A 21,500-nucleotide genomic window follows, 5' to 3' on the forward strand; every position below is an offset into this window, starting at 1 on the left:
TACCCTCCCTTCTATGGTTGTATGGACACATCATTGAACAGCGGATACCCAAGCGTGTCGAAAGAAAGACCGGTAACCGACTTGACCGCGGCCACGGTGTACGGAAAGACGTAAACCGGAATGATAACGGCGTTATCGATGATGTAATGCTGAACCTTTTTATACAGTTCCTCACGCTTGGCATCATCCTTCTCTACCAACGCTTGCTCAAGCCACTCATCCACGTCCTTGTTGGACAGTCGCGGCAGACTCGGCCGTCCATTCGGATCGGAGGTATGATAGAACGAGTAAAGCGCGTTCGGATCGGAGTTGACTTGGCTGTTCCCATACAGATCATAGCTCCCGTTCGTATATACCACGGTACGGACATCTTTCGTAATCTCAATCTCCACGGCGACGCCGATCTGCTTCAATTGCTGCTGCACGATCACTGCAATATCATTGCGTTTCTCGCGGTTCGGGGTGCCGTCGACATAATGCAACGTCAGTTTTTTCCCCTCTTTGACCCTGACCCCATCGGCTCCCTTCACCCAGCCCAGCTCATCCAACAGCTGATTGGCTTTGGCGATATCCGGCTTGACGGCATTCTCAAGCGAAGGATCATAGCCGAACGTGCCCGGAGTCAGCGGCGACCAGGCCCGTTGGTACGTGCCCAGATACAATGTCTTTACGATCGAATCGACGTCGACGGCGAGCTGGACCGCCTGCCTTGCCTTCACATCGTTCCACGGTTCCCGGTCCTGATTGAAAAAGAGCGTATACGGCAGACCCACAGTGTTTGCCTCGAGCAACTGAAAATGGGCATCGTTCTTCAGCGTCAATATATGTTGCGGAGGCACGGTTTCGGCTGCGAGCACCTGCTTGCTCTGCACGCTTCCGATCCGTGTGGCTTCCTCTGGCACGATCTTGAAGTCAATGCCGTTCAGGTGCGGAGCCCCTTGGTTTGTCACCAGCTCCGGCGCCCAATGATAGTCCGGGTTGCGTTCAACCTTGATCTCGGCATTTTCATCCCATTTCACGAATTTGAACGGGCCGGTACCGACAGGATGCTGTCCCAGTTGATCCCCGTATTTCTTGGCTGCGGTCGGCGACACGATGCCCAGAAGAGCCTGACTCAAATTCCCGAGAAAAGCTCTTGAAGGCGTGGACAAATTCAGCTTCACCGTATATTCATCGATCACTTCCGACGATTTATAGGGCTGAAGCAGCGCGGCTGCATTGGCTGCCTTGGTGGCCGGGTCGAGGATCCGGTCAAAATTGAATTTGACCGCCTCGGCGTTAAACGGCGTTCCGTCATGGAATGTGACGTCCTTGCGCAGCTTGAACGTATAACTCAGTCCGTCATCCGAAACACTCCATTCGGTGGCGAGCCATGGCTTGATTGAATGGTCCGGAAGCTGCACCACCAGGCTGTCATGTATCGTTCGGATCACCCGAACCGCTACGGCCAATCCGCTGCGATGGGGATCCAGCGTATCGGGTGATGTGGCGAGCGCGAAGGTGAGCTCACCGCCTTGGACGGCGGCCTGCTCTCCGCTGCCCTGCGCAGCGGCATTCTGCCCTTCGGCAGCAGGTTTGCCTCCCGCACAGGCAGTCAACAGAAGTGTCATCACCAGCGCGACGGCAAGCATAGTTTCTTTACGTTTGCGGACTTTCATATTCGGATATTCCCTCCATTCTCCATTCAAAGGGGAGGCTCATCTTCCCCAAGCATCCTTGCCGGTCTACAGCGCCTTTTGCTTCGAATAACGGTTGGCTGGAATCGGGATCCCCAAATTTCCGCGCAGCGTGTCGGCTTCGTATTCCTCCCGGAATAATCCGCGCTCACGGAGAATGGGTACGACCAAGTCCACAAAGTCCTCCAGCCCTCCCGGCACGCTGGCTCCGACGATAAATCCGTCAGCTGCTTCCTCTTCAAACCATCGCTGCACGACATCGGCCACTTGCTCCGGCGTGCCGATAAAACTCGTTCTTGGCGTCGCTTCCTGCAGAGCCACCTGGCGCAGCGTCAGATGCTGCTCCTTGGCCTGTTTTTTAATCCGGTCGGTCGTGCTGCGGAAACTGTTGGAGCCGAAATCCCCGAGGTCGGGAAAAGGATCATCCAGCGGATATTGCGAAAAATCATGATGCTCAAAGTATCTGCCGAGGTATTCCAGCGCTTTTTCAGGCGTGACCAAATCCGCGATTTCGTGGTATTTCCGCTCCGCATCCTCCGCAGTCGCGCCAACGATCGGTCCGATTCCCGGGAGAATCAAAATTTCGTCAGCCGATCTTCCGGCCGCAGCCGCACGCTGCTTGACGTCCTTATAAAAAGCTTTGGCTTCCTCGATGGAATCCGGTCCCGTAAAGACGGCATCTGCCGTTTTCGCTGCAAGGTTGCGCCCGCTGTCCGATGATCCCGCCTGAAAAATCACCGGCTGGCCCTGGCGTGACCTTGCGATATTAAGCGGCCCCTGCACGGAGAAATGCTCGCCCTCGTGATTCAGGCGGTGCAGCTTGCCGGGATCGAAAAACGTTCCGCTTTTCTTGTCGCGGACAAATGCGTCATCCTCCCAGGAATCCCACAGCCCCTTTGCCACCTCCAAATATTCCTCTGCGATGTGGTACCGCTCTGAATGCTCCGGATGCCGTTTGCCGCCGAAATTCAGCGCCGTCCCTTCAAGCGGGGAAGTCACGACATTCCATCCCGCGCGTCCGCCGCTGATGTGATCGATGGACGCGAATTGTCTGGCTACGGTGAATGGCTCGCTGTACGAGGTCGACAGCGTACCGACGAGTCCAATGCGGGAAGTAACTGCAGCCAATGCCGATAGAATCGTAATGGGTTCAAACCGGCTCAGAAAATGCGGGATCGATTTGTCATTGATGTACAGCCCGTCAGCAACGAATACAAAATCGAATTTTCCTTCCTCAGCCTTCTGCGCCTGCCCGGTATAAAAATCAAGATTTACGCTTGCATCCGAAAGAATCTTCGGGTGCCTCCATGCTGTGTGGCTGCTTCCAACCCCATGGATGGACGCCCCCAGTCTCAACTGTCTTTTTCTGCCCATTGCTCACTCCACCTTTGCTTGAAATTTGGATATGTAACCTTCCGACTATACACATCTCAATATAATATTTACAATGTGTATAGTCGGAATTAATGTTGTGCTTACTCTATCATCATCGTTTTACCTTCCACAAGAGCATATAGAGAACTTCTATCCCCGATTTGCCAAACTCTATCGGACTCCCTTTTCCCCTGCCATTCCAGCACCAAAAACCACGATCTGACCGATCGCGGTTTTGGATTGGGCCCTTTGCATGAACATTTCCTAGACGGCCTGTTCCTGCTTGTTCCGAGCCGAAACGGCAGCATAATGTTCAAGTTCAAGGATCAATTCGCTGAGGGAAGCATCCAGGCGCTCCTTCAACGGTTCAGTCAGCTCAAAACCGCCATGCTCCGTGCGACTGATCCATCCGTCGACAGCGAATACGCCGCCCAGTATATTCGTTCCTCCGAGTGCGGCCACAACCGGCTTCAACGCATAATCCACGGCAAGCAAATGCGCAATCGTGCCGCCGATAAAAAGCGGCAGCACCACTTTGCCCTGAAAGCCTTTTTGCGGCACAAGGTCTAGAATGGTCTTCAGCGCGCCGGAATAAGATGCCTTAAATACGGGACTGGCAATGATGACGGCGTCTGCCTGCTCCACGGAGGCAAGCGCCTTCCGGATGGCCGTACTATTGAAATCCGCGCGGAGGAGATCCTCTGCGGGAAGATCCGCAGCCGAGATCAAGTCGATGTCAAAGCCGGACAGCGCCAGATGATCCGTCGCGTATTGAACCAAGCCGAATAACCGTGATCCGTTTGCAGGACTTCCTGCAATCAAAGCGATTTTTGTCATCTTCATCCTCCTTAGGGTTGAACGGCTAATTTCGCCAGAATACGTGCGCCTTGCACGAGAATGCTCTCATCCAGATCAAACCGGGGCTGATGGATCGCGTGGACGATCCCTCGGGCAGCATTGCCGCAGCCAATAAAAGCGAACGCCCCGGGAACACGGTCCAGATACCAGCCGAAATCCTCGCCGGCCAGGCTTGGGGGTGAGAGTGTGCAGACCTGTCGCTCTCCCAGAACATCCACGGCCGCAGACATGATGCGAACCACCTCTGCCGCATCGTTCACCACGGCAATGCCTTCGCGCAGCTCCATCTCGATGCTGCCTCCGGCAACATCCGCGATAGAGGTACCGATTCGCCGTAGACCATCCGTAATCGCCGCGACCGTCTCTTTGGCGAAAGCTCTGAAGGTTCCTGTCAGTTCGCTGTGAGCGGCAATGACATTAATGGCGGTGCCCGCCTGCAGCGTACCAAAGGCGAGCACGGCTGCCTCGGTCGGGTCCACCTTATTGGCCATCAGGCCGTTAACCTCCGTAACGAACCGGGTCGCCATCTGAAGGGCGTCCACCGCATGGTGCGGGGCGCTGTGATGGCCCGGCGTTCCGGTGAAGCGGATTTTGAAATGGCTGGATGCCGCCATCGCATAATGCTCATGGATGCCCAAGGTTCCCACTGGGAGTTCGGGCATGACATGCAGCGCGTAGCAGCGGTCCACGCCTTCCAGAATGCCCGCTTCGATCATGTCGCGGCCGCCCGACAGCAGCCGGCCGTCCAGCGGGCTCTTGGCCGCGCCTTCCTCCGCGGGCTGGAACACGAAGCGGACCGATCCGCGGATGCGTCGGCGAAATCTCGATAAGGTCTTGGCAGCCCCAAGCAGCATGGCGGTATGCGCATCATGCCCGCAGGCATGCATGATTCCCTCATGCAGCGACTTGTACGGAACGTCGTTCTCTTCATGAATCGGCAGGGCGTCCATATCCGCGCGAAGCAGAATCAACGGACCTTCGCCTGCTTCTCCGCGCAGCGTGCCGGTCACGCCTTTTCCAAAATGGGGACCGACACTTCTTTGCACTTCAATGTCCCAAGATTCGAGCAGGTCAGCCACGATGTCCGCCGTCCGGGTCACGTCATATAACAGCTCCGGATGGCTGTGCAAATCACGGCGAATGATAACCAGCTCATCATGAAGGGTTCCGGCATACGCCATCATCTCTTCCGTTCGTTCCATAAGATTCATATCCGGAGTCTATTCAGGAACGGACAGCTTCCGCTTTGGCCTTGGCATAACGGTTCTCCGGGACTGATAAACCGAGATTGCCCCGGAGCGTATCGCTCTCATATTCGGTTCTGAAAATTCCCCGCTCCTGCAGAATCGGCACCACCTGATCCACGAAATCCTCAAGTCCGCGAGGGACCGACGCCGTAATCATGAATCCGTCCGCTGCTCCCGCTTCGAACCATTCCTGTACCCGGTCCGCCACCTGCTCCGCTGTTCCAATAAAGCTGCCGCGAGGAGTCGCCGATTGAAGCGCCACCTGTCTTAGCGTCAGGCCCTTCTCCTTCGCGTCCTTCTTGATCTTGTCCGTACCGCTTTGAAAGCTGTTCTTGCCCAAATCTCCAAGCTCCGGAAACGGCTCATCCAGCGGATATTGCGAAAAGTCATGATGCTCGAAGAAGCGTCCCAGGTAATTAAGCGCATTCTCGATCGTCACGAGACTCGCCACTTCCTGATATTTGCGCTCCGCCTCTTCCTCGGTGCGGCCAATGATCGGCCCGATGCCCGGGAATATCAGCACATCGTCCGGATTGCGACCAAAGGCTGCAGCGCGGGCCTTCACGTCCTGCGCGAACCGAACCGCCTCTTCGAGGTTCTCGGCACCCGCGAAAATGGCGTCCGCTTCCTTCGAAGCATAATTTTTACCGACTTCCGAAGCGCCGGCCTGGAAAATAACCGGCCCTCCCTGTTTCGAGCGGGCAATATTCAGCGGTCCTTTGACCGAGAAAAACTCGCCTTCATGATTCAGCTCATGCATTTTCTCACGGTCAAAGAACACTCCCGTTTCCTTGTCGCGGACAAAAGCGTCGTCCTCCCAGGAATCCCACAACCCGCGCGCGACCTCCAGATATTCCGTTGCGATTCGGTAGCGTTTGTCATGCTCGGGATGCTCCTTTTTGCCGTAATTCAGCGCCGAGCCTTCGAGCGGGGAAGTAACCACGTTCCAACCGGCACGGCCGCCGCTGATGACATCCAGGGAACCGAATTGGCGCGAAACCGTAAACGGTTCACTGTACGAAGTGGACAGCGTGCCGACAAGGCCGATGTTCTTGCTGACGGCGGCAAGGGCGCTCAGGATGGTGATCGGCTCGAAGCGGTTCAGAAAGTGGGGAATCGATTTTTCGTTGATATACAATCCATCCGCGATGAAGATCAGGTCCAGCTTGCCTTCTTCGGCCTTTTGGACCCAGCTCTTGTAGATCTCGAAATTAACGCTTGCGCCCGCATCCGTGTCCGGATGCCTCCATAGGGACGTGCCTCCACCGACGCCGTGCAGGAGAGCTCCCAACTTTAACTGTTTTTGCTTTGCCATATGTTCATCCTCCTTTTCGGATATACAATCCCTCTTACAGAAGTGCTCGTGTCTTACACCAAGGCTTGCGCCTGCTTAATCCGTTCGATTTGTCCGAGGTGACCATGAACGTGACGTGTAAATCCCTGGATGATCGCCTTGACGCTCACCGTCTCGCCCTTAAAGTTAATGCCGGTCTTCTCCAGCTCTTCATCGCTTAACCGTCCGACGAGCAGGCTGTTGTATTCCAAGATGCCATGGAAGGCATCCAGAATATCCGAAATCCGTCCACGGTTCGAATATTGGCCGCTCACCCAGGCATCCTGATTGAATGCCGGAAGCTGCGCCGAGGTTCCGGCGAGAATATCCCGAATCCGAAACGAGATTACGAAGCTATGATCGACGAGGTGGGAAACCACCTCCTGCACGCTCCAGACCTGCGGGGACGGCTTCCATGTCAGCTGCTCCTCGCTCAATTCTTCCACCGCGGCCAGCAGTTGGCCGTGGGTATTCAGGAAATCTTCCAAATCGATCTCGCTCATTCAATCTCCTCCTTATGCAAAGCTTGGCGCAGGCGATGCCTGCTGAGCAAAACGTGAGAGCGCAAACGGACGTATGTCATGCTGCGACGCTTCGTCCAAAACGAGTTGAGAACAGATTTCGCCGACAACGCTCGAGAATTTGAATCCATGACCCGAAAAACCTCCGGCCACAACGATATGCGGATAATGAGGATGCCGGTCGATGATAAAATCTTCATCAGGCGACATCTCGTATTTGCACACCGTGCCTTTGGACAACCGGCCTGCGGCTGCGGGCATATACTTACCGAGAACGCCGCGCAGATCTCCCTCATCCTCATTCAAGCTGCCAAATGGTAACAGTGGCTCTCCAGGCTTCCATTCCAGCCCGGTATCATGACGGCCGATTTTAAGCCCCGCTCCGCCAATGTCCGGAAAACCATAATAACCGCCCTCTTGGGTATGCAGCGTAAACCCCGGGAATTTCCCGGCATGAAAATCGGAACTGCCGGTTTCAAACCAACCGACCGTTTTGCGGACGGCTCTAACGGGGAGCGAAATGAACGGGGCCAGCGTACTGAACCAAGCTCCCGCGGTCAGAATCAGTTTCGCTCCATGAAATTTGGCAGTGCGGGTATGGACCACGACGCTGCCTCTTCGGGCGGTAATGCCGCAGACTGCCGTATGAGGCAGCAGCTCGGCGCCATGGGCGAGTGCCAGCGCCTTATACGAATCGACGCAGGCTTCGCTGCACAAATATCCGGCAGCCGGCTCATACATCGCTTCGAAATGATTGGGAAGCTCCAGCCCCTTCCAGCGTTTACGGATGTCGTCCGCGTTCAGCTTTTCCGTATGAACTCCCTGTTTGGCGGCTTCGGCAATCCGTTCATCAAAAGAATTGATCTGCGTGTCCGTGATATTCAGGACACCGGACTGGATCAGCAATTTCCTCTCCATCCGCTCCTCCAGTTCATTCCACAGCTCGTGGGCACGAATCGCCATGCCTGTATAGACGGCATGCCCGCTATAAGCGTGGCGGATCAACCTCGGTTCTCCATGATGGCTGCCTTCGCGGTGCGGCGGATCAAATGCATCGATCAGCAGCGTACGCACGCCACGCCTGGCAAGATAATACCCGGCGCTCATGCCCATCGAGCCCGCTCCGACGATAATGACGTCGTAGCTTTTCATGGATAGGACGGTCCTTCGCCTCTGCCGGAATGCAACTGCTTCAGGGCATGTTCCGCAAGCTCCGTGAAAAAGCGAATGCTTACAGGGATCGCGGCTTCATCGAGCGTAAACGCCGGATGATGCCATTCCTGCGTCCCCGCTGTTCCCATGAAGACGAATAGCCCTGGAATCTCCCGCTGATATACAGCGAAATCCTCTCCTGCAGGCGAAGGCACAGGCACGACCGTTTCGAACCCCGCGGCAGCAGCTGCCTCAAGTCCGAGCTGTGCAAGCGCCTCGTCGTTGTTTACCGGAGGCGGTCCCTCAATCCAGCGCACGCCGCCGCTCGTGCCAAGCGCCGTCGTTACGCCATCGACCACCTGGCTGAAACGATCCAATACCGTAAGCCGCACCTGATCGTCAAAGGTCCGGATCGTGCCTTCCAGCACGGCTTTATCCGGGATCACGTTCCAGGCCGTGCCGCTGTGGAGCTGAGTTACGCTAATGACCGCGCTTTGCAGGGCGCTCACGTTCCGGCTTACGATCGACTGAAGCGCCGTAATGACATGGGCCGCAGTCACGACCGGGTCGAGTCCGGCTTCCGGAACGGCCGCATGGGAGCCTTTGCCGCTGATCTCCACGACAAAGCCGTCGGCAGCAGCCATCAATGGACCGCTTTTAATACCCATTGTGCCCACCGGCAAGTCCGGCTTATTATGCATGCCGAATATCGCCTGCACGCCATCGAGAGCTCCACTGTCTACGATCTGCTTCGCCCCTTGGGCCTTCTCTTCGGCCGGCTGAAAGATCAGCCTGACCGTTCCCTGCAGTTCGCTTTCCCTCTCTTTCAGGGCATAAGCCGTTCCCAACAGGGACGCGGTATGAAAATCATGCCCGCAGGCATGCATTTTGCCTGGAATCTTCGAAGCAAAATCAAGCCCCGTCTCTTCCTGAACCGGCAGCGCATCAATATCTGCTCTCAGCGCTATCACGGGGCCTTGAAGAAGACCGCCGACTTCGGCGATCACACCGGTTGCCAGGGCGCAATCCAGAATCCGGATATCGGCTTCCTCCAGCCGCTTGCGGATGAACTTCGTCGTCTCGAATTCCTCGTTCGAAAGCTCCGGATATTGGTGCAGATGGCGACGGATTTGAATGAATTTTTCATAGTCGGTTCCGGATACGGACTCCAGTTGATGGCCAGTCATCACATCATCCTCCTGTTCTTATTGTCCATGCTTATAATCGTAGTCAATTTCTTCTCTATGCCTCAGCGACCGTCTCGCTCAGCGCCTCGCTTAACAGTTCAAACGAGCGCAGCCGTTTATCGAACGGAGCGATATTGCTCGTAACGATAAACTCTTCCACGCCGGAGGCCTGATGCAACGCCTCAAGCTTTGCCCGAACGGTTGCTTGGGTTCCTTTCGTTATGAAAGGCTCCTGCTCTTCGATCGTATATTCTTCGTTCGCCTGGCGTCCGAATTCCTCCGCCTGCTCGCGGGTTCCGAGCGTCAACGTCTTTCCGCTGGCCAAGTGAATCTTCACAAGCTTCTGTGCCCCTACGAGGGCAGCCGCCTCTTCTTCGGTATCCGCGACGGCAACGGCGAGAGCGATAATAATCTGCGGCTGCGTGCCGCGCTCAGCGTTAAAGGCATTCCGGTAGCTGCGAATCGCTTCCAGCGCTACCGCTTCTTCGCCATTGATAAACAAAGAGAATACATAGGGAAGACCTAAACCGGCTGCGATTTCCGCGCTTCCGACGCTGGCTCCAAGCACGTACAGCTCAGGCGGATTTTCGGGCAAAGGGGCTGCTTTTAGTCCCGCCAAGAGGTGATCATCCGCAAGACGGTTATGAACATATCCGTCCAGCTCCACGATTTTGTCCGTTAATGAGGCCGCGTCGGCATTTCCGCGCTGCAGCGCTTGCGTGCTGCGGGGCAGGCCGCCCGGCGCGCGTCCGATTCCAAGATCGACGCGTCCGGGTGCGAGCGAGGCCAGCACGTTAAAATTCTCGGCCACCTTATACGGACTGTAATGCTGAAGCATTACGCCTCCAGATCCGATGCGGATCTTTTCCGTTCGGGCCAACAGGTAGGAGATCAGTACCTCCGGGGAAGAGCCTGCCAGCTGCTCGGAGTCGTGGTGCTCCGAAACCCAGAATCGCCGGAAGCCAAGCTCCTCCGACTTCTGCGCCAGCAATACCGTGCGCGCCAGTGCTTCTGCTCCCGTCTCTCCCGGGTAGATCGGACTTTGATCGAGAACGCTTATTGTAATCGCCATACCTTTTGCCTCCTAAATACTATAGTTAAGTTCAGGGGTAATCCGCTTCAGAAACTGTTTGGTCCGCTCTTCCTTGGGATGATTAAACAGCTCCGCGGGTGGTCCCTCCTCGACGATAACGCCGCCGTCCATGAACACCACGTGATTCGCCACATCCCTCGCAAAGCCCATTTCATGCGTGACCACGATCATCGTGATGCCTTCCTTCGCAATCTTCCGGATCACGGCCAGCACCTCGCCGACCAATTCCGGATCCAGTGCCGATGTAGGTTCATCGAATAAAATCACTTCCGGCTCAAGCGCCAGTGCCCTGGCGATTCCCACGCGCTGCTGCTGCCCGCCGGAGAGCTGGCTCGGATAAGCATCCAGCTTGCTTCCAAGTCCCACCTTTTCAAGCAGTGCGATACTCCGCGTCTTCGCCTCTTCCTTCGGCAGTTTCTTCACGACCACGAGGCCTTCCATCACGTTTTCCAATGCGGTCTTATGTTTGAACAGATTGTACTGCTGAAACACCATCGCCGATTTCTGGCGGAGCTGGTGGATGTCTTTTTTACTTGCATGTTTGCAGCTCAGGCGATAATCGCCGATGGCGATTTCGCCGTCGCTTGGCTTCTCGAGATAATTCACGCAGCGCAGAAGCGTCGTTTTGCCGGAGCCGCTGGGACCTAGAATGACGACCACTTCGCCTTTTTCCACGGTCAGGTCAATTTGCTTCAGCACCTGGTGGCGTCCGAACGATTTGCTAATATGGGTCAGTTTGATCATGCTACACCACCTCGATTGTACAAATTGATTCGTTTCTCGATGACTGCGGTAATGCGTTCGATCAGGAGCGTCAAGCCCCAGAAAATAACGGCTGCCGCCAGATACGCCTCAAAAAACTTCCAGTTGGTTGAAGCCACGATCTGCGCCTTCGCGTTGATTTCTACGACGGATACGGTAAAAGCGAGCGTCGAGCCATGCAGCATGCCAATGACCGAATTGGACAGATTGGGCAAGCTGACGGCCAGCGCCTGGGGAAATACGATCCGGCGCAGCGCCTGCGGCGTCGTCATGCCCACCGAATAGGCCGCTTCGAGTTGTCCACGGTTCACCGCCAGCAGACCGGAGCGGATCACTTCCGCCATATAGGCCCCTGCCGTGATCGAAAAGGAGATGAAAGCAAAGCCGATCATCGGGATCGAGGAAGACTTGAACCCCCATCCGAATTGCGCGGACAAGGCGTCCAGCAGCATCGGCAGCCCGAAGTAAATCAGCAGCAAATGGGTAAGCATCGGCGTTCCGCGGATAAAGGTCACGTAACCCGTCGCAATCTGGCCGAGCACCGGGACTTTGTAGATCCGCAGCAGCGCGGTAATCAGCCCAATGACAAAACCGGCGGTGACGGATACGGCCGTAATCACGAGCGTCGTCGGGATAGCCGACAGCAGCTGGACCAAAGCCGTCCAAATAAAGGATGGATCGATTTTCATGCTTCTGCCCCTCCTTTACCGGATTCAATGCCGGCGACGAGCCGCCGGTAACCGCGTTTTCTTTGCAGTCTGAATCGTCTGTTTCCTGTCGAATCCGGCTGTTCATGTCTTAGCAAACGGCGTTCCGCCATCAATAGCAGCTTTTCAAGCGTAAAGCTTACGACCAGGTAGATCAGCGCGAGCGAAATGTATGCCTCAACGAAATGCTGCGTGAGCGCACCCAGCGTTTCCGCCTTGCCGGTCATTTCCATGACGCCGAGCGTGAAGGCTAGCGACGTGTCCTTCAGCAGGGCGATGACCAGGTTCGAGAATACCGGCACCGCAATCGCCAGCGCCTGCGGCAGTACGATCCGGGTAAATGCTTGATGCCCCTTCATGCCCATGGCATAAGCGGCCTCCACCTGCCCCCGGTCCACCGCCGTAACCGAAGCCCGGATCGTCTCGGACATAAATGCGCCGGTGTGAAGACCATAGGTCAGGATGACGAACACGAGCACCGGGGCTTTGGAAATATCGATATGCACCAGCTTCAGAATTTCCGGCAACCCGTAATAGAACAAAAACAGCTGAATCAGAATCGGCGTCCCCCGGAAAAAGGAGACGTATACCCTGGCCAAGGTATTGAGCACCGGAATCCGGTACAGGCGGGGAAGGGCGATGAGAAATCCGATGATGATCCCCACCAGAAGCGAGCCTGCCACGATCAGCAGGGTGATGCCAAGCGTCGACAGCAGCTTTGGAAAATAGCTGAATATATACGTATAATCAAACGGTGCTCCCATGAGCTTCCTCCTCCCTGCCTCAGATCATGTTTGGTTCATCGGCTTATTTCTTCGAATCGGCGGTAAAGTCATCTCCCAGCCACTGCTTGCTAATTTTGCCAAGCGTGCCGTCCGCCTTCAATTCCTTGATGGCGCCGTCAATGTCATCCGCCAGCTTCTGTTCCTCCGGATCATCCTTGCGGAACACGAAGAGAATATCGGCTTCGGACAAATCATCCCCGGTCGTTTTCAGCTTGCCCTGCGGGTCGATCAGCGGTAGCGAAAAGTCGGCACCGACCGTGGCGTCAACGCGTCCGCTCGTGATCTGGCTGACCGAATCCCTGGCCGCCCCGCTTTGATAGACAATGTTGATGGCATTGTTGTTTTTCTTATTGTAGTTCTCTAAAATCTGGGCCTCGGCGCTCGTCGCGCCGGTCAGCACCTTTTTCCCTTTCAGATCATCCAGCGAATGGATGGTATCATTGTCTTTGCCTACGATGATCTTGTTTCTCCAGTGGGCGTAAGGCTCTTTATTAAACAGGTACTTTTGCTCGCGCTCCGGATTTTTCTCCATTTCATGAGCCACCACATCTATTTTTTTCGTCTCCAGACTGAGCAGGAGATTCGCGAATTCCTGGGTTTGCAGCTCGAACTCGTATTGCGGGAGCCGCTTGTCAATTTCCCGTACCAGTTCGACGTCGAAGCCGGTCAGCTTGCCGTTTTCATCGATGAAGCATACCTTCGGAAAGGCCGTCCCCGTGCCTATTACTATTTTTTTCACGGCTCCCGCAGAAGCGTTGGCCGTTCCTTCCTTGGCTTCTCCGGCCGTCTTTCCGCTATCCGATCCGCACCCGGCAATCACCCCCGTGAGCAGCAGTAGAGCAGCCAATGTCCATGATTTACGCATGATCTCATCCCCTTTTCGATCAAATTAATAATTCCTATCTGTTTAGTATGAATTAGTTGAAACTAACTTTACCGCGATTTGCCGCACGCGTCTAATAGAGTTTTTCTATTCATATATCCAAATCCTTAATTCGGCACCCGGCCGCTGTAATCCAGCAGCGCTTCCGCGATCTCCGTATGCTCGCCGCTCAATGTAATCAAGTTGGTCTGAAGCGCGATGCCCATGGTTTCAGTGATATCAACGGGAACTAGCAGACCCGCCTCCACCTCCTGCTGCACGCAGAGTCCGGGAAGGAAGCAGATGCCCGCACGGCGTACAACAAGCTTCTTGGCGGTTTCGGAATTGTCGACCTGGAAAACGATATTCGGGGGCTGTTCCAGGCTTTCGAATACCCGATGAATCCGCATCCAGTCCAGGGAGCCGCATTCGAAGAAGATCAGCTTCTCGTGGCGGATATCGCGGATCGACGCCCTGCCCGTCGCAGCCAGCGGATGTTCCTTATAGACGTATAAGCGTATCGGATCTTCGAAAAAAGAATAAGACTGAAAAGCGGGGTTCATCATTTTCCGCACAAACGCCAGATCGAGTTCCCGGGAGGACAACTTCGCGGCAAGCTCATCCGTAGGCGCAGTCGTGATCTTGAACTTCATGTCCGTGAACCGTTCATTCAGACGCATAAGCAGATGGGGCATTAAATAATTCGATACGGATACGGTGCAGCCGATCCGCAGCTCTCCCAGCGTGGTCCGTTTGGAATGGAGATGATGCTTGCTTTTTTGGTAGGTCTGGAGGATTTGCTGCGCGTAGGGCAGAAACTGTTTGCCTTTGTCCGTGAGGTGAATTTGTTTGCCGAAGCGGTCGAAGAGCTTGCAATCCAGCTCTCGCTCAAGCGATTGAATACGCGCCGTAACCGTGGGCTGGGACAGGAAAAGAACATCCGCCGCCTTGTTGAAGCTTCCGTAATGATTGATGTACACAAAGGCTTCGATATTTTCAATATTCATACAGCGCACCTCCAATTACATACTATTCTTATGAAAATAGATGGTTTTAAAGCAGCACTCAGTGATAGAAATTTTGTCTGAGTAGTGGCTCCATTCATGAAACGGCAGCCTGTTTTAGCGTTTTCCAAAGCATTTTTTCAGCGATGATGCGCCTTTTACTTTAGTTCAATTTATACAGATGGAATTTTATTGTCAATGATTATTTATGAATGGAACGTGTTCCGATTGACGCTTCATCCTCTTGATCAATGAATGGGCAACACTTCCTGTTAACAAACCTATGCACCATCCTTTATAATTGAATTTTTCAATAACGTTATCGATATTTGTTAATTCTTATATGTTTACTCAACATTTAGCGTTATACTGAATTACAAATTTGATGAACCCGATGAAAAGGAGTGATCGTGATGACCACAGCACAAGAAATTAGGATTCGTGATGCGGAGGAATTTGAACAGGAAGCCATAGCGCATGTTATGCTCGAAGCGTACCAGCAGTATGCCTTTGATCTTCCGGAGCCGCGTTGGGAGGAATACCGCGATTCCATCCGGAACTCCGTATATGGCACCGGTCCTCACGCCCGGATCGTCGCCGAGCTTGAAGGAGAAATTGTCGGCAGCGTCCAGTTGTTCCTCTCCTCCGAGGCTGCCTATGGTAATCCGGCAATGGGCATCAACTCGCCGATCATCCGGCTGCTTGCCGTATCGCCCGCAGCCCGCGGCCGCGGCATTGCCACGCTTCTGATTAAGGAAGCCGCGAGCCGATCCGTTCAGCTGGGTGCAACCACCCTTAATCTGCATACGTCAGACATGATGGCGTCAGCCGTGCAGCTGTATGAACGCCTGGGCTTCCAGCGCGCTTATGAGACGGATACCCGCAATGGCGACACCCTGGTTAAAGGATATTGGCTGGATTTAAGCTCTACCTCCCTGCTTGAACAGGTCGTATAAGAACATAAAGGCGGTGTCAGCTCTTGCAGCCGGCACCGCCTTTGCCATCTTGCGATCACCCCGTGTTTTCAGGCGACGATTGTGAATGTCTTGAGCACTCCCGTATGGCGTTCGGCGAAAGGGATATTTTTGTGCCATGCTTCCGAAGTGGATATCCGTACTTAAAGCGGCTTGCGGATCAAGTCCAGCAGCTTCTCTTTTTCCTTCTCCGGAATCCATTCCACCAGGCGTGCGGCCGCAACGGGAACCATCCAGCATTTAATGTTGTCATAGGAGATGCCAGTTATGTTCATATACTCCTGCAAATAAACGGACGTCAATTGTTCTCGGATACGGGCAAAAAGCTCTTGGACTTGAGGTGGCAGCTCTTCCGGCAGCGTTCCGGTTCGCAGCATAAGCAGCGTTCTTGCCACATCAGCGGCCGGATTACCGCTCGTTGCGGTCATCCAGTCTATGACCCAGACTTTGCTCCCCACAATGATATTGTCCGGATGGTAATCCCCGTGGCAAATGACGAAGCCCTCCTCCAGCAGATCAAGCCCCGCAACAATCTTGTTCTTCTCATCTTCGGTTAAAAAAGGCGCCTCCGCAATTTGACTTGCTAGCAGGGCCTTTTGCCGGGTCAACCCTTCGACGTTGCCCTTATGTATCTCAGCATGCAGCTTGGCCATACGCCGAGCCTCCGCTTCCACGATGCCCGGATTCTGTGAAATGGCTGCGAGCATGGTCATGCCCTCTGCCTTTTCATACACAATCCCCAAGCGGCCCTCCTTCTCTCTCATTTCGAAAGGCTGCGGAACGCTGATTCCGGATTGGTACATCGCCTCGCTGATCTTGAACTCCTTCTCTGCGAGTTCCCTGGGAATGCCGTCCCGGAATAGCTTCAACACCCGCTGATGTTCGCACGCGAATAACTCTGCCGTCCTTCCAGCTGCAATTACCTCTTCATTTTTGTTCATCCGTTTCCCCTTTTCCGCGGTAACCGCAATCACGATTTACAGTAATTGTAATCGATACCGGAAAAATCTTGAATAGACAATATAGATAATCCCGGAAAAACAAAAAAAGCCTGCACCCTTTTTACGGGCTAACAGGCTTTCATCATATTCACTTTCCTATCCTTCCTGCAATCGCTCCACATTCACGGTTTCTGTGTTGGTCGGGCGTGACCCTACCTGCACTGTAGCCATGCCGTTTACCTCATCCACATTTTCAATCCAGACCGGTTGGCCTTCCAGCTTCACTTCAATGGTATGACTTTTGTCCTCATAAATTTCAAGTGCGCGGCGCACGTCCACTACAATCCATCCTCTCTTGTTGTAAGTTTTCATAGACTCACGGCATTCCACTTATTCTTTTCCGGATTTGTTCTCCTTCGATTCCCACACGATGGAGTCCGTTGTGCTGTCGCCGATAAATCCGTTATCTGCCGTGATTTCACCGCCGCCAAGCCCCTCGTTGATCATCCGGTCGATGTCAAACATATGGCTTTCATGGGTTACCGTCTGCTCAGGCGATGTCATGCTCTCCCAGTCCACGTCATTCCCGTTGGTAAAGCTTGCGGTTTCCATGCTGCGGGACACTTTTTCGTACCGCTTTAATGCCGCTGCATTAAAATCCTCATGCTGGTCTTCCGGTTGATTGTTCCGCATGATTACTGCCTCCTGACACGCTAAAAATTGAAAGTGCTGTCCTTAATATGCCCTCTGCTAAAAAAAGCATGTAAATAAATTGCAAATTTCTTCTCGATTCTTCCATTCGAATGTCATAGATTCGGTCAAAAATACCCATACTATAAGGAACAAGCAAAATACGAAATCAGGAAAAGGAGCGGCTGAATAATGCATACGGTATGGAAGGGCGCGATCAGCTTCGGGCTGGTTCATGTGCCTGTCAAAATGTTCTCGGCTACGGAAGACAAGGATATCTCCATGAGATACGTACATAAAGAATGCGGCAGTCCCCTCTCTTATGTGCGCAAGTGTCCGGTGTGCGAAAAAGAGGTCGAATGGGAGGAAATTTCTAAAGGTTATGAATACGAAAAAGGCAAGTTCGTCTTGTTTGAAAAAGAGGAGCTTGACCAAATTGCCGAGCAGTCCAACAAAAGCATCGCGATCCTGGACTTTGTAGATTTGTCCGAAATCGATCCGATTTATTTTCAAAAAACCTACTATCTCGCTCCGGATCAAGCCGGGGGCAACGCCTATCAGCTGCTCAAGGAAGCCATGCACCAAAGCGGCAAAATCGGCATCGCCAAAATATCCATCCGTTCCAAAAGCAGTCTGGCGGCGATCCGCGTGCTGGAGAACTGCCTTGCGATCGAAACCATGTTCTATCCAGATGAAATCCGTCCGGTCGCGCAGGTTCCGAATTTACCTGAGAACGTAACGGTGAATGAAAAAGAACTGGGCATGGCCCAAATGCTCATCGACCAACTGTCTACACCTTTTGACCCGCAGAAGTACACGGATGATTACCGCGAGCGTCTGCTTGAACTGATCGAGCATAAGGTGACGGGTGAAGAGATCAAGATCGCCCCTGCGAAGCAGGAAACCAACGTCATTGATCTGATGGCCGCTCTGCAGGCCAGCATCGAAGCATCCAAACCTGCCATCGCGACCGATCCGGGAAAACCCAAGAAAACAACCAAACCCAAAGCCAAAACAACTGCCGAAGGCAAACAAGCCGCAGGTGCGGAAGGGCCCAAGCCGAAACGGCGCAAAACGGCGAAAAAAAATGAGACCGTATCCTAACCGGATCGGAGGGGAGAATGCCTGTGAAGCTCAGCCCAGTCAAGCCATTTGAGCCTATAATGACAGAGCTTCTTCCCTCAGGGGACAAGTGGATCGCCCAGATCAAATGGGACGGCGTGCGCATGCTCGTCTACTTCGATGGTGCAGATACCGAGCTGATCAACCGAAAGGGCAACAACCGCACGCGCCAATATCCGGAGCTATGGGACACACCCGCTTATTGCAGGGCAAATTCGGTCATTCTGGATGGAGAGATCATTGCGCTTGTGGAAGGCGTGCCTTCCTTTCATCAGGTCATGAAAAGGGACAGCCTGCGCCAAGAACAGCAAATCCGGGCCCGAGTACAGCAGGTGCCGATCGTTTACATGGTTTTTGATATTTTGTACTGCAATGGCGAATGGGTAACCTCCAGACCTCTCCACGAACGGCAGGCCCTTTTAAATCAAGTGCTTGTTCCGAATCCCCATGTACAGCAGGTGCCCAGTTATCCGGATATTCCCCTTCTTTACGAGGTGTCGAAGCAGCATCAGCTTGAAGGTATCGTGGTCAAAGACCTAAACAGTGTGTATGCCGTGAACGGCAAGGACAAACGCTGGCAAAAGCGGAAGAACATTCAGGACGTCAATGCCGTGGTTGGCGGCGTCACTTACCGGGACGGAATCGTCAACGCCCTGCTGCTGGGACTTTATGATAAGGACGGCCGGCTTATATATATCGGACATGCGGGAACCGGGAAGCTGAGGGTTGCCGACTGGCGGAGAATTACGGAGGAAGCCTCGGGCATGATCCAAAAAGACAGACCTTTCGCCAACCAAACGGAACGCCAAAAAGGAGCGGTATGGATTCGTCCCGTTTGGGTGGTGAAAGTGAACTTTCTGGAATGGACACCGGGTGGCACCCTGCGTCAGCCGAGTATCCAGGCTTTTGTGGACGCTCCTCCGGAGGACTGCAAGCTGGATCAATGAGCATCCATGAGATCTAAACGGTTGTGCACTCCTTCTCCTTCCCATCATGTGCAAACGAAAAGTCCATTTCACCTGCACAAGAGACACCCGCCTATAACCTATTTTCGGAGGTGCATTCCATGCCGAGAACCGTCAAAGGCACCATTACCATCGAAGGTCATGATATTCCCATCACGAATCCCGACAAGCCGCTGTGGCCGGAGATGGGCGTGACCAAGGCAATGTATTTGCAAAAGCTGGCTGCTCTGGCGCCCTTTCTGCTTCGCTATTGTCAAAACCGGCTGCTTACCACGATCCGTTATCCGCACGGCGTGCCGGGTGAGTTCTTTTATCAAAAAAATGCGCCTGAACCTCTGCCGCCTTACGTCAAAACATCCGAGCTGGACGGCATTCATTATATTCTGCTGAACGGCCTTCCTGAGCTGCTATGGCTCGGCAATCTCGCGGCGCTGGAATTCCACCCTTCGCTTCACTATGCCGGCAGCAGCCTCCCATGTGAATGGATGATTGATCTGGACCCTTCGCTTGAAGAAGAACCGCGGATCATGGAGGCCGCCTCCATCGTCGGCAAGGTGCTTCAATCGCTAGGCCTCGCCTCCGTGCCCAAAACCTCGGGAGCCACGGGCGTACAGATTATTGTTCCGATCAAAGAGGGCATCACGTTCGACGAACTGAGGGTGATCGGTCATTTTGTCGGACGATTCGTAACGGAAAAACATCCTGACTTATTCACGCTGGAGCGGCTGAAGAAAAACCGCGGCGACAAGATCTATTTTGATTACTTGCAGCATTATCAGGGCAAAACCCTTGCAGCTCCTTACACCCCAAGGGCCAGACCGGGCGCGACCGTATCTACGCCGCTTCACTGGGAAGAGGTGGAGAGCAACGTATCGCCGCTGGACTTCCACCTGCTTAATATCGAGGAGCGGCTGCAAAAGACCGGCGACCTGATCGCCGCCCTGCCGCCGCAGCCGGTGGAGCAAGTCATACGCCATTTGAACGCAAAAAATCCCGGAAGATGAAAATCTCTTCCGGGATTTTATTACTACACTCCCCTGCTCAACATGAAGTTAGCTTTTGATTAGCGCCTTGGGAGCGGAGGAGCGGAATCGTTCTGAAGAAGCGCAGCGGTCGCCTTTGTCAACGGATTTCTACAGTTGCCACTACTTCATTCAAGAAATCCGGGGACAACAGCGATCGGAAGAATGATCCGCACCGCAGCGGTCTCGCACGCCATCGGTCAGCAGCTAAACTTTGACGAGCATCCCACCTAATGGATGTCCTTTTTCTTAAACCGTCCACCCTTAACGTCATGGATATTACCAACCGCGAGAAAAGCATCCGGGTCCCAGTCTCCGACGATCGACTTTAATTTCGCTTCCTCAAGACGGGTAATGACAACGAAAATCACTTTTTTGCTGTCACCGGAGTATGCACCTTCCCCCTCCAGATAAGTCACGCCACGTCCAAGACGGGAGGTTAATGCATCGCCAATCTCTTTATATTTGTCGCTGATAATCCATACGGATTTGGATTGGTCGATCCCTTCGTTGGTGATATCAATCACTTTAAAAGCGATGAAATAGGCGATGAGCGAGTACATGGCGTTATTCCAGCCGAATACAAAGCCAGCGCTCGTCAGAATGAACACATTGATAAACATGATGATTTCGCCAACGGAAAAAGGGGTTTTCTTATTGATCAAGATGGCCACAATTTCGCTTCCGTCTGTAGAGCCCCCTGCACGGATGACCATGCCAACACCTGCTCCAAGGATGACCCCGCCGAAAATGGCAGCGAGCAGCGGATCCAGGGTAATGGGTCTGACAGGCTCCAGGAGTGCCGTACCTACGGACATCACAAGAACGGCTGCAAGCGTTGAGAAAGCGAAGGTTTTGCCAATTTGCTTATAACCGAGAAATAGAAAAGGAAGATTGAGTAACGTCAGAAATATACCAAGCGGCAAATGAAAGAGGTGGGCTAGCATAATGGAGATACCCGTGATTCCGCCATCGATAATACTATTGTTCACCAGAAAAATTTCCAGTGCGACGGCGACCATGCCTGCTCCGATCAGCATGACGATGATCCGAGTTAAAACTCTGAGCTTAGAAGTCGGTGCGTTGAGCGGTTGCTGTTCCCCATGCGACAGTTTGGCACTGTCCGCAATCTGGGTATTAGAAGATCCAGCCATCGAATTCCCCCGATTCTTATCAATTTGGTATGAATAGAAACACGATCGTCCCAGCCGAGAAAGAGAGCGTC

At 53.7% G+C, this 21,500-nt stretch carries 22 protein-coding genes; 4 read left to right on the forward strand and 18 right to left on the reverse strand.

Going from position 1 to position 21,500, the window contains the following annotated elements:
- Nucleotides 1-11 precede the first annotated feature (11 nt).
- From GRF59_RS12890 to GRF59_RS12955, 14 genes are all read right to left on the reverse strand, one after another.
- On the reverse strand, nt 12-1,658 hold the full coding sequence (locus tag GRF59_RS12890; RefSeq protein ID WP_202128556.1) for an ABC transporter substrate-binding protein: 1,647 nt from the start codon (nt 1,656-1,658) through the stop codon (nt 12-14).
- Between the two features lie 66 nt (nt 1,659-1,724).
- Entirely contained in the window at nt 1,725-3,050 is a 1,326-nt protein-coding gene (locus GRF59_RS12895; RefSeq protein ID WP_160497921.1) for an LLM class flavin-dependent oxidoreductase, read from the reverse strand.
- Between the two features lie 264 nt (nt 3,051-3,314).
- Nucleotides 3,315-3,887 (reverse strand): NADPH-dependent FMN reductase, encoded by a 573-nt coding sequence (gene ssuE, locus GRF59_RS12900; protein WP_160497922.1) that lies wholly within the window; start codon nt 3,885-3,887, stop codon nt 3,315-3,317.
- Between the two features lie 11 nt (nt 3,888-3,898).
- A complete protein-coding gene (locus GRF59_RS12905; protein ID WP_160497923.1) occupies nt 3,899-5,119 on the reverse strand; it encodes a M20 metallopeptidase family protein in 1,221 nt (406 codons plus the stop codon).
- A 13-nt stretch (nt 5,120-5,132) separates the two neighbouring features.
- On the reverse strand, nt 5,133-6,470 hold the full coding sequence (locus GRF59_RS12910) for an LLM class flavin-dependent oxidoreductase (RefSeq protein ID WP_160497924.1): 1,338 nt from the start codon (nt 6,468-6,470) through the stop codon (nt 5,133-5,135).
- A gap of 53 nt (nt 6,471-6,523) precedes the next feature.
- Nucleotides 6,524-6,991 (reverse strand): DinB family protein, encoded by a 468-nt coding sequence (locus GRF59_RS12915; protein ID WP_160497925.1) that lies wholly within the window; start codon nt 6,989-6,991, stop codon nt 6,524-6,526.
- 12 nt (nt 6,992-7,003) lie between these two features.
- Nucleotides 7,004-8,161 (reverse strand): N-methyl-L-tryptophan oxidase, encoded by a 1,158-nt coding sequence (solA, locus tag GRF59_RS12920; RefSeq protein WP_160497926.1) that lies wholly within the window; start codon nt 8,159-8,161, stop codon nt 7,004-7,006.
- Nucleotides 8,158-9,348 carry a M20 peptidase aminoacylase family protein gene (locus tag GRF59_RS12925; RefSeq protein WP_160497927.1) on the reverse strand — a complete coding sequence of 397 codons (1,191 nt, stop codon included), beginning with the start codon at nt 9,346-9,348 and terminating at the stop codon, nt 8,158-8,160. Before GRF59_RS12925 ends, solA begins: the two co-directional genes overlap by 4 nt.
- 55 nt (nt 9,349-9,403) lie before the next feature.
- Complete coding sequence (locus GRF59_RS12930) at nt 9,404-10,420, reverse strand: LLM class flavin-dependent oxidoreductase (RefSeq protein ID WP_160497928.1); 1,017 nt, start codon at nt 10,418-10,420, stop codon at nt 9,404-9,406.
- 12 nt (nt 10,421-10,432) lie between these two features.
- On the reverse strand, nt 10,433-11,185 hold the full coding sequence (locus tag GRF59_RS12935; protein ID WP_160497929.1) for an amino acid ABC transporter ATP-binding protein: 753 nt from the start codon (nt 11,183-11,185) through the stop codon (nt 10,433-10,435).
- Nucleotides 11,182-11,892 carry an amino acid ABC transporter permease gene (locus GRF59_RS12940; protein WP_160497930.1) on the reverse strand — a complete coding sequence of 237 codons (711 nt, stop codon included), beginning with the start codon at nt 11,890-11,892 and terminating at the stop codon, nt 11,182-11,184. Before GRF59_RS12940 ends, GRF59_RS12935 begins: the two co-directional genes overlap by 4 nt.
- Nucleotides 11,889-12,674 (reverse strand): amino acid ABC transporter permease, encoded by a 786-nt coding sequence (locus tag GRF59_RS12945; protein ID WP_160497931.1) that lies wholly within the window; start codon nt 12,672-12,674, stop codon nt 11,889-11,891. The genes GRF59_RS12940 and GRF59_RS12945 overlap by 4 nt, the downstream gene beginning before the upstream one ends.
- A gap of 43 nt (nt 12,675-12,717) precedes the next feature.
- Nucleotides 12,718-13,560 carry a transporter substrate-binding domain-containing protein gene (locus tag GRF59_RS12950; protein WP_160497932.1) on the reverse strand — a complete coding sequence of 281 codons (843 nt, stop codon included), beginning with the start codon at nt 13,558-13,560 and terminating at the stop codon, nt 12,718-12,720.
- A gap of 125 nt (nt 13,561-13,685) precedes the next feature.
- On the reverse strand, nt 13,686-14,564 hold the full coding sequence (locus GRF59_RS12955) for a LysR family transcriptional regulator (protein WP_160497933.1): 879 nt from the start codon (nt 14,562-14,564) through the stop codon (nt 13,686-13,688).
- A gap of 410 nt (nt 14,565-14,974) precedes the next feature.
- Between GRF59_RS12955 and GRF59_RS12960 the strand changes: the two genes are divergently transcribed.
- Nucleotides 14,975-15,517, forward strand: a complete 543-nt coding sequence (locus GRF59_RS12960; protein ID WP_160497934.1) for a GNAT family N-acetyltransferase — start codon at nt 14,975-14,977, stop codon at nt 15,515-15,517.
- Nucleotides 15,518-15,678: 161 nt separating this feature from the next.
- Here the strand turns inward: GRF59_RS12960 and GRF59_RS12965 are convergent, their stop codons facing one another.
- From GRF59_RS12965 to GRF59_RS29395, 3 genes are all read right to left on the reverse strand, one after another.
- Entirely contained in the window at nt 15,679-16,476 is a 798-nt protein-coding gene (locus GRF59_RS12965) for a phosphotransferase family protein (RefSeq protein ID WP_160497935.1), read from the reverse strand.
- A 156-nt stretch (nt 16,477-16,632) separates the two neighbouring features.
- Nucleotides 16,633-16,815, reverse strand: coding sequence for an H-type small acid-soluble spore protein (locus GRF59_RS12970; protein WP_160498270.1), 183 nt, complete (start codon nt 16,813-16,815; stop codon nt 16,633-16,635).
- Between the two features lie 51 nt (nt 16,816-16,866).
- Nucleotides 16,867-17,169 carry a hypothetical protein gene (locus GRF59_RS29395; protein WP_202128684.1) on the reverse strand — a complete coding sequence of 101 codons (303 nt, stop codon included), beginning with the start codon at nt 17,167-17,169 and terminating at the stop codon, nt 16,867-16,869.
- A gap of 189 nt (nt 17,170-17,358) precedes the next feature.
- Between GRF59_RS29395 and ku the strand changes: the two genes are divergently transcribed.
- The 3 genes from ku to ligD all read left to right on the forward strand — a co-directional run bounded on the left by ku (nt 17,359) and on the right by ligD (nt 20,257).
- Nucleotides 17,359-18,270: a non-homologous end joining protein Ku gene (gene ku, locus GRF59_RS12975; protein WP_160497936.1), complete on the forward strand. Its 912-nt coding sequence runs from the start codon at nt 17,359-17,361 to the stop codon at nt 18,268-18,270.
- 23 nt (nt 18,271-18,293) lie between these two features.
- A complete protein-coding gene (locus tag GRF59_RS12980) occupies nt 18,294-19,235 on the forward strand; it encodes an ATP-dependent DNA ligase (RefSeq protein ID WP_160497937.1) in 942 nt (313 codons plus the stop codon).
- 119 nt (nt 19,236-19,354) lie between these two features.
- On the forward strand, nt 19,355-20,257 hold the full coding sequence (gene ligD / locus GRF59_RS12985) for a non-homologous end-joining DNA ligase (RefSeq protein ID WP_160497938.1): 903 nt from the start codon (nt 19,355-19,357) through the stop codon (nt 20,255-20,257).
- A 248-nt stretch (nt 20,258-20,505) separates the two neighbouring features.
- Here the strand turns inward: ligD and GRF59_RS12990 are convergent, their stop codons facing one another.
- Complete coding sequence (locus GRF59_RS12990; RefSeq protein ID WP_160497939.1) at nt 20,506-21,429, reverse strand: YitT family protein; 924 nt, start codon at nt 21,427-21,429, stop codon at nt 20,506-20,508.
- Nucleotides 21,430-21,500: the final 71 nt, after the last annotated feature.

It is taken from the genome of Paenibacillus dendrobii, from assembly GCF_009807035.1.
Classification (GTDB): domain Bacteria; phylum Bacillota; class Bacilli; order Paenibacillales; family Paenibacillaceae; genus Paenibacillus_AQ; species Paenibacillus_AQ dendrobii.